Annotated in this window: 11 protein-coding genes and 2 pseudogenes; 7 read left to right on the top strand and 6 right to left on the bottom strand. The window is 37.8% G+C overall.

The window, feature by feature from the left end:
- The 3 genes and pseudogenes from V757_RS18035 to V757_RS27875 all read right to left on the bottom strand — a co-directional run.
- A pseudogene (locus V757_RS18035) lies at nt 1-251 on the bottom strand (hypothetical protein); the annotation flags it as partial.
- On the bottom strand, nt 245-511 hold the full coding sequence (tnpA, locus tag V757_RS18040) for an IS66 family insertion sequence element accessory protein TnpA (RefSeq protein WP_018027281.1): 267 nt from the start codon (nt 509-511) through the stop codon (nt 245-247). The pseudogene V757_RS18035 and the gene tnpA, both read right to left, overlap by 7 nt.
- 165 nt (nt 512-676) lie before the next feature.
- A pseudogene (locus tag V757_RS27875) lies at nt 677-913 on the bottom strand (integrase core domain-containing protein); the annotation flags it as partial.
- Nucleotides 914-978: 65 nt separating this feature from the next.
- Here V757_RS27875 and V757_RS18050 point away from each other — a divergent pair.
- Together V757_RS18050 and V757_RS18055 are read left to right on the top strand one after the other, a co-directional pair.
- Nucleotides 979-2075, top strand: a protein-coding gene (locus V757_RS18050; RefSeq protein WP_390621555.1) for an IS3 family transposase whose coding sequence is annotated in 2 segments (ribosomal slippage) — nt 979-1225 and nt 1225-2075 — 1098 coding nt in all. Because the reading frame shifts where the segments join, the coding sequence is not laid out codon by codon here.
- Between the two features lie 425 nt (nt 2076-2500).
- The gene (locus V757_RS18055; RefSeq protein WP_023949775.1) at nt 2501-3274 is read left to right on the top strand and encodes a helix-turn-helix domain-containing protein; all 774 of its coding nucleotides are present in this window, start codon (nt 2501-2503) and stop codon (nt 3272-3274) included.
- A 101-nt stretch (nt 3275-3375) separates the two neighbouring features.
- On the opposite strand, the gene V757_RS18060 is transcribed toward V757_RS18055, so the two are convergent.
- Genes V757_RS18060 through V757_RS18070 form a run of 3 tightly spaced genes read right to left on the bottom strand, consistent with a single transcriptional unit; the run spans nt 3376 to nt 6351 of the window.
- Complete coding sequence (locus tag V757_RS18060; protein ID WP_031274193.1) at nt 3376-3684, bottom strand: AtuA-related protein; 309 nt, start codon at nt 3682-3684, stop codon at nt 3376-3378.
- A gap of 6 nt (nt 3685-3690) precedes the next feature.
- Complete coding sequence (locus tag V757_RS18065) at nt 3691-5028, bottom strand: acyclic terpene utilization AtuA family protein (protein ID WP_023949779.1); 1338 nt, start codon at nt 5026-5028, stop codon at nt 3691-3693.
- Between the two features lie 12 nt (nt 5029-5040).
- A complete protein-coding gene (locus tag V757_RS18070) occupies nt 5041-6351 on the bottom strand; it encodes a CitMHS family transporter (RefSeq protein ID WP_023949781.1) in 1311 nt (436 codons plus the stop codon).
- 100 nt (nt 6352-6451) lie between these two features.
- Here V757_RS18070 and V757_RS29550 point away from each other — a divergent pair, with 100 nt between their 5' ends.
- From V757_RS29550 to V757_RS18090, 5 genes are all read left to right on the top strand, one after another.
- Entirely contained in the window at nt 6452-7015 is a 564-nt protein-coding gene (locus tag V757_RS29550; RefSeq protein ID WP_081710629.1) for a LysR family transcriptional regulator, read from the top strand.
- A gap of 22 nt (nt 7016-7037) precedes the next feature.
- On the top strand, nt 7038-7358 hold the full coding sequence (locus tag V757_RS29555; RefSeq protein WP_261796459.1) for a type 2 periplasmic-binding domain-containing protein: 321 nt from the start codon (nt 7038-7040) through the stop codon (nt 7356-7358).
- Nucleotides 7359-7445: 87 nt separating this feature from the next.
- Entirely contained in the window at nt 7446-8522 is a 1077-nt protein-coding gene (hemE, locus tag V757_RS18080; RefSeq protein ID WP_023949783.1) for a uroporphyrinogen decarboxylase, read from the top strand.
- Between the two features lie 237 nt (nt 8523-8759).
- Complete coding sequence (locus V757_RS18085) at nt 8760-10892, top strand: primosomal protein N' (RefSeq protein ID WP_023949785.1); 2133 nt, start codon at nt 8760-8762, stop codon at nt 10890-10892.
- Nucleotides 10889-12922, top strand: a complete 2034-nt coding sequence (locus V757_RS18090) for a UvrD-helicase domain-containing protein (protein ID WP_023949787.1) — start codon at nt 10889-10891, stop codon at nt 12920-12922. Before V757_RS18085 ends, V757_RS18090 begins: the two co-directional genes overlap by 4 nt.
- Nucleotides 12923-13039: the final 117 nt, after the last annotated feature.

Genomic DNA, 13039 nt, shown 5'->3' on the forward strand with positions numbered 1-13039 from the left:
AACACGCTTATATTCAACAACACTGGACATTCATGGAGATAGAAAAAGCATAGTTTAAAGCCCCAACGCTTATTGGCTTGGGTAAGTTTAATCAAGCAATCGGCAATCTGCTCGTCCTCAGCCTTTCCTTTACTTTGATAGTAATAACTTGATGTGCTAATACCCACCGTTCGGCAAGCTAACCTGACAGCAAAGCCTTGACGTGATACAAGTGTTCTTGTCATCGCTTTTCGTAGCGATGGCTTTACCACTTTCCCTCAAGTAGCTCCTTTCGCGCCTCGGAAACTAGCCGCTCCTCAGCATAAAGCTTCTTAAGCTTCGCATTCTCTTCCTGTAGGCGTTTTAGCTCATTGAGCATTGACGAGTCCATGCCGGCATATTTGCTACGCCATTTGTAAAAAGCAGATTGGCTCATGCCGTGCTCACGACACAAATCAGCAACGCTCACGCCGCTCTCATGCTGTTTAAGAATAGATAAGATTTGTCGCTCGGTAAATTGTTTTCTACGCATGGAAAATTCCTTTAAATTTAACAAATAGTTTAACGAAATTTTCCACTCATCGGTGTTTCGATTTTAGGGGAGTATTACCTCTTATCCTTAATATTTATATTTAAAATATCCTCAGTTGTATAATTATTAGGAAAAACTTCTGTACCCATCCCATTTTTAGTACAACTATAAAGTAGAAACGGAATGTTTTTGTTTGTACATTAAAGGGGTGAGCCCCTTTAGTGCATCATGAGGTCTTTGCGTATTATAAATCGTTAACCACTCCTCGGTTAGTTGTTTAACCTGTTTTAGTGTTTTAAAGAGGTAACACCCTAAAACCTCTGTGCGATACGTCCGATTAAATCGCTCAATAAAGCCATTTTGGTAGGGGCATCCTGGTTGAATATAATGGTAGCCACCCCCTAAATTAATACAGCTCAAATGTAGAAATTTCCTTTAAAATTTAATTGATAATTAGGAGTTTTACAATGAGCAAACGTAAGCGTGAAGAGCAGATCATTGCTTTATTAAAGCGAGCAGAGGCCGGCGAGCCTATCGCTGAACTATGTCGCCAAGAAGGTATTGCTGTTTCCACCTTTTACAAGTGGCGTTCCAAGTATGATGGCCTAGAAGCGTCGGAGCTGAAGCGCCTTAAGCAGATTGAGCAAGAGCACGAGCGGCTTAAGAAGATGTACGCTGAGTTGAGTTTGATGGCCCGTATGCAGGAGGAGATTATAAAAAAGCTCTAGTGCCTGTAGAAACACGTAAGGCTTGGGCTCGTGACCTACAGGCAAGGCATCAAGTGAGTATCGTTAAAAGCTGCCAAGCAGTCGGTATTAGCCGCACGGCTTATTACTACCGTAAACGCCAAGTTGACGATAGTTTCGTTGAAGAGGTCTTGCTTAGGCTCACCGAACGTCATCCTCGCTGGGGCTTTGTGAAGTGTTTTGACCGCTTACGCGCCTTAGATCATACATGGAATCATAAACGCGTACAACGCGTCTATCATCAGCTTCGATTACAGCTACGAAGCAAACGCAAACAGCGTTTACCGGCAAGGCATCCGATGCCATTGACGCAACCGGTCATGGCACGAAGCAGTTGGTCAATTGATTTTATGTCGGATGGTCTGACGGGTCGCCGTCGGTTCCGTACACTTAACGTGATAGATGACTTTAACCGTGAGGTGCTAGGCATCGACATAGGGGTGAGTCTGCCCGCTATTCGGGTGACTCGCTTTTTAGATCAGCTTGGGGAAGCCCATGGATATCCGCAGTGTATTCGTACGGACAACGGGCCTGAGTTTACTTCCACAGAGTTCACGCAGTGGGCGCAGCAGCGAGGCATTCTGATTGACTTTATTGAGCCGGGATGCCCTTATCAGAACGCCTATATTGAGCGGTTCAATCGAACCTACCGTGAGGAAGTGTTGGATATGCATTTATTCACGACGCTCGATCAGGTGCGTTGGCATACAGAGGCGTGGATAAACATTTACAATACTGAAAGACCTCATGAGTCATTAGATCGTTTAAGTCCTGTCGAGTACAGGCAGAGAGCATATTCTACTTTAAAGCTGTGTTAAGAATGGGGTAGGTTCAATAAGACACAGTGATTAGCCCTTAATTTTCTGACTATACCTGCTTTTTTTTACCTATTTTCACAAGCATTTTTATACAAAATCATCCTCATTAACACCGAATTATGCGACTAATGTATCTTTTTTGTTGCATATTATTGAAACTTAAATGATTAAGTAGGATAAAACCATCCTAGTACATAACTTTTAACTATTTGATTTATATAAAATTTATTTATTTTCAAGATTTATTTAAATATAAAACAGTAAGCGTTTTCCTTAATTTGTAAAAAATATTAATCTGATAACATAGATTGAAACAATTTGATTTTAAAGAGAAGCAAAGGAAAAGGTGGGTTCTAATCTTAATGGAATCTATTGATGATAAATAACTTAACTGATGGAAAAAAATAATGTAAAAGGGGAGTGTTATGCGTGAAAAACTAGAATGTGGCGTATTTTATCTTGATAATTATGGTGATTGGTTAGATTCCTATATAGAAGACGTTCAAGCTATCCCAGATAACTTACGATTGTATAAAGTAAATATCAAAGATTACACTGACTGTGACTCGTTTACTGTTGGGGATTATGCTTTCCCTAGTCCCAGAATTTTAAAAGATTTAGAGTTGATGCTAGATCGTTATGACTGTATAGTCCTTCCGGTGACTCAAGATAGTCTTATCTGGACACGTATTTTATTATCACAGATAAAGTTAGAACTTCGCCATATCATTATTGTTATTGCCCATGACATAAAACCAGTTGCCTTTGTAGATTTGACTGGACTTGGTGTTAGTGATTATCTATATGACTTAGAAGATGCTTCTATGTTGAGAATCAAAGTATTGACAGCAATTGAACGAAAAAAATGGTTTAAACATGCAGAAATATTATGGCAACAAACGCCAGTTCCTGAGGTATCAAAACCTAGAGCAATTAAGAATACGAAAAAATCTAAAGGTTCCAAAGCCACTAAAAATGACATACAAAGCTATAACATTCAATATAGTGACTCATTCCAAAGCGCAAAGTCACGGCTGGTAGCTGATTTTGAGCAAAACTATATTATCAAAGCACTAGAGAAAACTAATGGTAATATCTGTGCCGCCGCATTACGAGCCAAAAAGCATCGAAGAGCCTTTTGGGAATTGATGCGTAAGTATAAAATTAATGCTAACGATTATAAAAAAGATCTGGAATGACGGAGAGTTTTCTCTAGAGCAGAATAGATGTAGATTGAATGAATAGAATAATGTACAGTTGTTTCCGTGGTAGGGTATCAACTGTACGGAAAGGATAATGTTTATATTTCCATATTAAGTAAATAAAAACTTAAAGACTTACCATGTGCATCAATTGAAAGAGATAATGTTACACCATAGTTTAGTAGTCCAGTTATAACAAAATTAAAAGCTTTTAATTGTGGTAATTCATAACGATCTACCTTTAATTCTTCATTGGGAACCATAGGTTGGAAGTAATCTTTAACTCGTTCAGGAGTTACTTTTTCTTTTATTAAGTCGTATGATGCTTGATCATATGCAATCAGCGATAGATTAGAGATATTACCCTTATCTCCAGCCCTGGAAGAAGCAAGTTGGTATAGTTTCATAATCATTTATATAAAAGTAACGTTTGTTGTAATAATGTCCTGAGGTATAAAAGTTGATAGTACAGCAACAACTGGCTTTATGCTTTTCATGGCACCTCCTCCCCCAGCGGGACCGTTAGTATAAAGTGCTTCGACCTCATTGCCGATTAATTTGGCCAAAGAAATATCCGTAGACCTTGCTGCTACACGAATTCTTATTTCAGGATGATTGAACGTGTTATTTGGGCTAGTAGGGAATAGGGAATTAGCGCCGATATAATCAAATCTAATATCTTCAAAAGCATATTGACTTAATCTTTCTTTTAATATTTCTATAGCTAATGATGCTCTTTCAAACGCTGAAATACCACCATAGGATATTTGTCCTTCACCGATATATCCAGCTTTATAGCCTATAGAAACCTTGTAGTTGTCTGGTTTGGCTTGTCCTGTAGCACCAGTAGCATATATATGATTTTTTGATTTTTCTTCAAAATACACAGCTGAAAAGTCAGCTATGACATCAGGAGTGTAATATTTTTTAGGATCATGAATTTCGTAAAGTAATTGTTCAGTACACGTTTGAGTGGTAATTATTCCTCCGCTATTTTCTACTTTACTGATCTCACAATTTCCGTCGTTAAAAATATCGGCATATGGAAAACCTAAGTGTGCTAGATTGGCGATAGTTTTTTTAGGTGGATCAGCAAAATATCCACCAGTAATTTGTCCTGCACACTCTAGCAGATGACCTATCATTGTTCCTTTACCCAATAAATGGTAATCATCAAAACTCCAGTTAAATTCATAGATAATTGGAGCAAGAAAAAGTGCTGGATCAGCTACTCTGCCTGTAATAACTATATTTGCTCCAGATCTCAATGCTTGAACGATAGGCGATGCTCCTAAATATGCATTGGCAGAAATTATTGAGTCACTAAAGTCTTTGGTGGAGATAGGGCGTTCTAGGATAGGGAAATCGTTATTCATAATAAGATTGGTCACGTCATCACCAGTAACATAAGCAATTTTGATATGCTCGTACCCTAATTTTTTTGTTAAATTTCGAACAAGTTCAGCAGCAGCTTTTGGATTAGCTGCGCCCATGTTTGTAATAATTTTTATTTTATTTTGAATACAAATATCCAAAACTGCTTCCATACGTACTTTTAGTAGAGGGTCATAACCTAAATCTGGATGAATGCTTTTTTCTAATTGAGCTAAAGCGATCGTTCTTTCTGCTAGGCATTCAAAGCATAAATAGTCAATATTACCGTACTTTGCTAATTCAATAGCAGCATCAATTCGATCTCCAGAATATCCTGCACCAGAACCAATTCGGATAAAATTTTTGTTATCTTTCATATTATTTTTTGCCTAAAATAATGGTAAAACTCCGGTAATAACCAATGTAATTGTCATGATGATAGAAATTATAAACATTACAGGGAAGGTATATTTTTGATGATCGGCAAGATCAACGCCAGCTAAACCCACTAATAAGAAAGTTGATGCAGTTAAGGGGCTGATGGCAAAACCTGTTGTCATTTGCCCTACTAAAGCTGCTTGAGCCATTGTAATCGGTTCAACACCAGTGTTAGAGCCAATTGTTGCTAGCACAGGAAGAATACCAAAATAGAATGAATCAGGGTCAAATAATAGGCTTAATGGCACAGATAAAATTGCTAGAATTAGTGCAAGACCTTCTCCCATTCCTTCTGGGACATAACCACCAATAGATTGAGCCATAGCAGTTAACATACCAGTACCTTTCATGATGCCAGTAAACACCCCTGCAGCAAGTAAAAGGGTAGCTAACATTAAAGCAGGGATGGCATGTGCTTGAATTCTATCTTGTTGCTGTTTAAGGTTAGGATAATTGATTAAGAGAGTAAGAGCAGTACCAACCATAAAGCATAAAGCAGGAGAAATTTTACCAACCACTAGGGTTGTTAGCACCGAGATAACAATTAATACATTAAGCCAAAATAGTTTTGGTCTTTTGAGAGCTTGTTGTTCAGGCGTTAAATTGTAAGTTGAAATGGTATCCAATGTATTATAGTCAGTAGATATTAAACCTAAACGTTTTTCTTCACGCTTTCCCATCCACCAAGAGAAAATATAAAGACAAATTAATCCGATGATTTGGGCAGGAATTAATGGTAGATAAATGTCATTCAGTGGCAAATGAAGTGCAGATGCAGCCCGAATAGTTGGTCCACCCCATGGTAATGAATTACAGATACCAGCGGCGGTTGCTACTACGCAAGCTAATAATCGTTTATCCATGTTCATGCGATTAAAGAGAGCAAGCATAGGAGGAATAGTAATTAGGAATGTGCTAGCACCGGCACCATCTAGATGAGAAATCGAAGCAAGAATTGCAGCCCCAAGCACGATTCTTGAGGGTTTCAATCCCATAAATTTCAATAATCGATTGATGATAGGATCCAATACCCCTGCATCATTCATGATGCCAAAAAATAGGATAGCAAAGACTAACATTCCAACTGTTGGTGCAATTGATTTAATTCCTTCAAGTACAAATTTATTGGTACTTATCCCAAATCCACCAATAAGAGCAGCAATTAATGGCAAGAGAATTAGTGCCATCATTGGAGATAGTTTCTTGGTAAGAATTAAGAATAAAAGAATGGCTATAGTGCTAAAACCGAGAATAGCAAGCATAGAAAAGTCCCCTAGTTTATATGTTTTAATTAATAAATCTATTATTTAAGATAATATTTAATTTGTAAAACTAAATTAATCAATTAATTAATCGATATTTATGATAAATATAAGTACTAAAATTTTACAGTCTTTTGTAGTATTAGTTGAATGTAAGCATTTTACAAATGCTGCTCAAAAGTTATGCATGTCTCAATCTGCGCTAAGTGCATTGATTCAGAAACTCGAAAGAGATGTTGGAGTCAATCTGTTTGTAAGAAATACTCGTCAGGTTGAGTTGAGTAGAGAGGGGGAACATTTTTATCGGATAGCAATTGATTGTTTGCATCAACAAAAAACACTTTTAAATAATTTTTTTAGAAATGTACAAGGAACATTAGGAATTATTAGAATGGCAGTATTGCCTTCGATTGCTGCCAGTTGGTTGCCGACTGTCGTCGCCCAGTTTAAACAAGAATATCCTGATATAGAAATTGAAATTTATGACTGTCTTTCTGATGAGTGCTTAAAACTTCTCCAATCAGGAATAGTTGATTTTGCGATTGCTGCGCCACGGTATATAAATCTACAAGAATTTATTGGAGAGATTATCTATAAAGATAATTATTATGTGATGTGTTGTGTGGGGCATGAATTAAGTAATAAAAAAAATTATTTCATATGAAGATATTCAGGCTTTTCCACTAATATCTCTTTCACAAGAAACAAGTGTTCGGCAATTTCTAGATAGTGAAATCATTAAAGAACAGTTGAAAGCTAGTTATGTTGTAAGAAACGTTTCAACAGTGGCGGCATTAGTTGAAAAAAATCTTGGGATTTCATTACTACCAGGTCTGGCGTGTAATTTATCAAAAGGCAGAAAAATCATTAAAAAAGTATTTATAGATACGACATTACAAAGAGAGATTCAAATAATTCAATTGAAAAGTAAACAGAATCAAATGCCTGCTGCTTCACAAAAGTTCATTTCTCATTTTAAAAAATATCTAGAGCAAAGTAACCAATAAGCTCTAAAGTAGAGGGTTTTAGACGATGAATAGTTTATAATTCCTACAACAATGAATATATATAGTATATAGGCAGGAGTTTTGGTCATGTTTGCCCCTTTACAAAATGATACTTTTTTACGTGCTCTTTTACGCCAAAAGGTTGATTACACACCAGTTTGGTTAATGCGACAAGCAGGAAGATACTTAGCTGAATACAATGCTACACGTAAGCAAGCAGGGTCATTTTTAGGTCTTGCCAAAAATCCTCAGTATGCGTGTGAGGTCACATTACAGCCGATTGATCGCTATCCATTAGATGCGGCTATTTTATTTTCTGATATTTTGATGATTCCAGACGCTATGGGGCTTGGTTTGGATTTTGTGGCAGGAGAAGGTCCTCAATTTGCCTCTCCAGTCCGTACGGAATCTGATGTGGCCAAATTAACAGTACCTGATATGAATGATTTGCGCTATGTGTTTGATGCTGTGACGCTTATTCGTAAAGAGTTAAATGGTCGTGTTCCATTAATTGGTTTTGCTGGTAGTCCGTGGACAATTAGTTGTTATATGGTGGAGGGGCAGGGTTCTAAAGAGTATCGCACTATTAAGACGATGATGTATGCTCAACCTGATTTGTTAAAACAAATTCTGTCTATAGCCGCACAATCTACGGTTTTATATTTAAATGAACAGATCAAAGCAGGTGCTCAAGCTGTCATGATTTTTGATAGTTGGGGGGGCGTATTAGCTGATGGCAAATATCAAGAGTTCTCGTTATATTACATCAAGCAAGTCGTTGATAGTCTTATTCGTTCTCATGAGGGTAATAAAATTCCAGCGATTGTTTTCACCAAGGGTGGCGGTTTATGGGTAGAAGAAATTGCTTCTATCGGGTGTGATGCTGTTGGTCTAGATTGGACTATGAATTTAGCTAAAGCTCGCCGTTTAACGGGAGATAAGGTTGCTTTCCAAGGCAATATTGACCCGATGGCTTTATTTGGTACAGAACAATCTATTCGTGCAGAGGCTCGTCGGGTGATAGATGATTTTGGCGTAGTTGGGGCTGGTGGTCATGTGTTTAATTTAGGACATGGTATTTCTCAATTTACTAATCCAGATCATGTGGCTTACTTGATTGATGAGGTGCATACCTATAGCCGTCAAATGCATTTATCAACATAGTTATCCACAATTTATTAATTAAGTAGTTAGGTGGTATATTTCAAGTTGTTTCGTATAAATTAATCATAATTATTTGATTTTTATTAAAATTCTTAAATGGCTTAGAATGATAATCGAAAATTGTGGTAATTAATTACGTCAATATATCACTTTAAAAAGATTTTTCTACAGAGTTATTCACAGTTTTTAGAGTGCTTTTTAAAAACGTTTACAGTACAGCATCATGGGGTATAGTACATGACTTCTTATTGGGTAAGAGTAGCATTAGATGTACCACTTGAGGCTGTATTTGATTATAGAGTACCTGAGGGTATGCCAGTTTGCCGTGGACAGCGTGTGATTGTTCCTTTTGGTGGGAAACAAGAGATTATTGGTGTTATCGTTAATGTACTAACTCAGACGGATATTCCCCCAGAAAAACAAAAAGATGTTATTAATGTTTTAGATGATTTACCACCGTTCAGTGAGCAGTGGCTACAATTCTGTGAGTTTGCGGCGCAGTACTATATGCGACCAATCGGTGAGGTGATTCTGCCAGTGTTGCCTCCACCGCTAAGAAAAATCACTGCTTACACAGGGAAGACAAAGACCAGTCCCGTTGAAAGATTAGATAAAAAGTTAGCTAATCAAGTGATTAGAGCAGAAAAAGAACAAAAAAAACGCTTAAAACAACAGCAATCATCCGGTAGTGAGACGACTATAGAGGCATCTATTAAGCCTTTGCAAGCAATACTATTAGCACTCAATGATGAACAGCAACAAGCTGTAGATGTCATTAGTCAGGCAAAAAAGTTTACGCCTATACTATTGCATGGGGTCACGGGTAGTGGAAAGACTGAAGTCTATTTACAGGCAATTGCTCACGTATTAGCTGAAGGTAAGCAAGCGATTTTTCTTGTGCCAGAGATTAATTTAACTCCTCAATTTGAACGCTTATTGATTGAACGATTTGTGCCTCTTTATGGGGAAAGAGCAATTGCCATCATGCATAGCAGCTTATCGGATGGTGAGCGCTTGAGTTCTTGGTTACATATGCAAAGACAAGAAGTAAAGGTTATTTTAGGCACCAGAATGTCTATCTTTGCACCGCTAGAAAATCTTGGTCTTATCATCGTAGATGAAGAGCATGATGCCTCTTATAAGCAGCAAGATGGGCTGAGGTATTCTGCAAGAGATTTAGCTGTTTGGCGAGCTCATCAACTTAATATTCCTATTGTGTTGGGTTCAGCAACTCCCTCATTAGAGACGTGGCATCACACACTTTCTGGTAAATACCAGAAACTTAGTTTAACTCAGCGTGCGAAAGAGACTCCTTTACCTTGTATCAAGTTAGTTAATACCAAAAAAATGCGTTTAAATCAGGGATTGTCAGCTGATTTAATTAGCGCTATTGATGAGCGTTTACAACGGGGCGAGCAATCCATGATTTATTTAAATCGTCGTGGTTTTGCTCCTGTGCTACGTTGTTCGTCTTGTGGGTGGACTAGTGAATGTATGCGCTGCTCTGTACATACTGTGCTACATCAAGTGCCAGGTCAAGTCCCTATCTTACAATGTCACCATTGCGGTTATAGTACGCAAGTACCTACGCATTGTCCAGAGTGCGGTAATGTGGATTTAAGCGCTTTGGGCTATGGCACGCAACGATTAGAGGATACGCTTATGCGCTTATTTCCTGAGGCAAGGGTTAAGCGTATTGATGCGGATAGTACAAGACTAAAAGGTAGTGCACAAGAGTTATTTCAGCAAGTTCACTCTGGTGATGTAGATATTATTGTAGGCACCCAGATGTTATCTAAAGGGCATGATTTTAAGCGCTTAAGTTTGGTCGGTGTACTAAATGCCGATATGATGTTATTTAGTGGTGATTTTAGAGCACCTGAGCGACTCTTTGCTCAACTTATGCAGGTAGCAGGAAGGGCGGGAAGACATATCAGAGATTCAGACGTATTATTGCAAACAGAATATCCTGATCATCACTTATATCAAGCCTTGATAAGTCATGATTATGATTCATTTGCCAATCAAACCTTGATGGAACGCAAAATGGCACATCTACCTCCTTTTGCACATCAAGTATTAATTACGGCTCAGGCAAAAGACGTGGAGCAAGCATTAGCCTTTTTACAATCTATTATTCAATATGCGAAACAATATTTGGAAGAGAGGTTAAAAGGGGTAGAGATTTATGATCCTGTACCATTAAAAATTGTTCGAATTGCTCATATTGAGCGTGCCCAATTATTAATTGAATCGGTGTCTCGTCCAGCATTACATCGTTTTATGAATGTATGGTTGCATCATATATACCATGAATTGAGAACACATAAAGTGAAGTATTTTGTTGAGGTTGATCCATTAAGTATATGATAGAAAGTTTAGGTTTAAATCAATCGCAACAGGAAGCTGTTTTGTATTTGGATGGTCCTTGTTTGGTCTTGGCTGGTGCAGGCAGTGGTAAGACTCGTGTGATTACACAAAAAATTGCTTATTTAATTAATCAATGTGGGTATGATGCTCGTTCTATAGTGGCACTGACATTTACGAATAAAGCCGCTAAAGAGATGGTCGAGCGAATTTCACATATTGTAGAAAAGAAAAATAGCAAAGGCTTAACCGTTTGTACGTTTCACTCATTAGGGGTTAGATTTTTGCGTCAGGAAGCCAAACATATTGGACTTAAAGATACATTCTCTATTCTTGATGCTCATGATGCAGGACAAATTATTCAGGAAATGTTGGCGACAACGGATAGGGGGCGTATTAAAACAGTACAACAACAAATTTCATTATGGAAAAATGACTTGTTAGAGCCTGATGATATCGTACCCACGACTCCAGATGAGAAGGATGCTCAACGAGTATATCGAAACTATAATGCTACGCTTAAAGCCTATCAAGCGGTAGATTTTGATGATTTAATCCGTTTGCCAGTCCTCTTGATGCGAGAAAATGAAGAGGTTAGGGATAGATGGCAAAAAAGAATTAAATACTTACTGGTTGATGAGTATCAGGATACTAATGTATGCCAATATGAATGGGTAAAACTACTTACGGGATGGCATCAAAAATTCACGGCTGTTGGAGATGATGATCAGGCGATTTATGCTTGGCGAGGGGCAACGATAGAAAATTTGGCAAAACTGACGAAAGATTATTCAAATTTAAAGGTTATTAAGCTTGAACAAAATTATCGTTCAGTAGAGACTATCCTTAATGCGGCTAATAAAGTTATTTCTAATAATCCAAATCTTTTTCAAAAGACACTATGGTCAACGCTTGGTAAAGGTAGCAAAATACAAATCATTAGTATGGATAATGAAGAGGCAGAGGCAGAAACTATTGGGATGAGAATTTCAGCGGATCATTTCAATAAAAAGGCACAATGGAAAGATTTTGCGGTGTTATACCGTGGTAATCACCAAGCCAAAGTCATTGAACAAGCTTTTAGACAATTACATATCCCCTATAGTATTTCAGGGGGGCAAAGTTTTTTTGATAGGGCTGAAATCCGGGATATTTTGGCGTATATGCGCCTGATTGCTAACGATCAGGATGATCCAGCGTTTATTCGTGCAGTAACAACACCCAAAAGAGGTGTGGGACAAACAACATTACAGCAATTAGGCGAGTTTGCAGCGAGCAATCAGCTATCTTTATTTGAAGCTATTTTTGCTTTAGAAATTAATGAGGTTATTGCTGAACGCCAGCTCAAACCCTTAATGGTATTTGCTCAATTTATTCAGAGAATACAGGATCGTGCGCATAAACCAGTACATCAACAATCTCCTAATGAGTTGCTAGATGAGATGATGAGCTATATTCGTTATGAAGATTATCTTTATGATCACCATGATGAACGTGCTGCGTTGTCACGTTGGCAAAATGTACTGGACTTATTGGAGTGGTTAAAGCGTAAGGCACAAGAAGACGATATGCGTTTTATTGATTTAGTACAGCATATAGCGTTAATTACCATGCTAGAGAGGAATGAGCAAGAACAAGAGCAGGATGCGGTGACATTGACAACCTTACATGCATCTAAAGGCTTAGAATTTCCTTATGTTTATATGGTGGGTGTAGAGGAAGGACTCTTGCCTCATATGGGTAAAGAGGATGAATATGGCGATACGAATAAAGATAATGAAGAATTGTATGTCCAGCGAATTCAAGAAGAACGTCGGTTAATGTATGTGGGTATCACACGGGCACAATATGAATTAACATTAAGCTGGTGTAAAAAACGTCGGCGTGCTAGAGAAGAATTGATTAGAGAACCCTCTCGTTTTATTAGTGAAATGGGAATAGATAGTGGCTCGCAAACTATTCAAGACCCATTTAAAGATATGAGTCCCAAAGAGCGTCTTGCGCAACTTAAGCAGATGTTGACAGGTGGCTAGATGTGAATAAGGATTATGACTATTTGGTTTAAGAGAATTTGTAGTTGCATCAGATTTGATTTATATCGTTATACGAAGTGCTTTATTGATAAATGAGTATCAAGTATCAGAGGATCA

Origin of the sequence: Pelistega indica (genome assembly GCF_000506865.1) — a bacterium.
In the GTDB taxonomy this organism is placed as follows: domain Bacteria; phylum Pseudomonadota; class Gammaproteobacteria; order Burkholderiales; family Burkholderiaceae_B; genus Taylorella; species Taylorella indica.

Excerpts from the sequence above, each read along its gene's own strand:
- tnpA (WP_018027281.1), bottom strand. The coding sequence starts at position 511 with ATGCGTAGAAAACAATTTACCGAGCGACAAATCTTATCTATTCTTAAA.
- V757_RS18055 (WP_023949775.1), top strand. The coding sequence starts at position 2,501 with ATGCGTGAAAAACTAGAATGTGGCGTATTTTATCTTGATAATTATGGT.
- V757_RS18060 (WP_031274193.1), bottom strand. The coding sequence starts at position 3,684 with ATGAAACTATACCAACTTGCTTCTTCCAGGGCTGGAGATAAGGGTAAT.
- V757_RS18065 (WP_023949779.1), bottom strand. The coding sequence starts at position 5,028 with ATGAAAGATAACAAAAATTTTATCCGAATTGGTTCTGGTGCAGGATAT.
- V757_RS18070 (WP_023949781.1), bottom strand. The coding sequence starts at position 6,351 with ATGCTTGCTATTCTCGGTTTTAGCACTATAGCCATTCTTTTATTCTTA.
- V757_RS29550 (WP_081710629.1), top strand. The coding sequence starts at position 6,452 with ATGATAAATATAAGTACTAAAATTTTACAGTCTTTTGTAGTATTAGTT.
- hemE (WP_023949783.1), top strand. The coding sequence starts at position 7,446 with ATGTTTGCCCCTTTACAAAATGATACTTTTTTACGTGCTCTTTTACGC.
- V757_RS18085 (WP_023949785.1), top strand. The coding sequence starts at position 8,760 with ATGACTTCTTATTGGGTAAGAGTAGCATTAGATGTACCACTTGAGGCT.
- V757_RS18090 (WP_023949787.1), top strand. The coding sequence starts at position 10,889 with ATGATAGAAAGTTTAGGTTTAAATCAATCGCAACAGGAAGCTGTTTTG.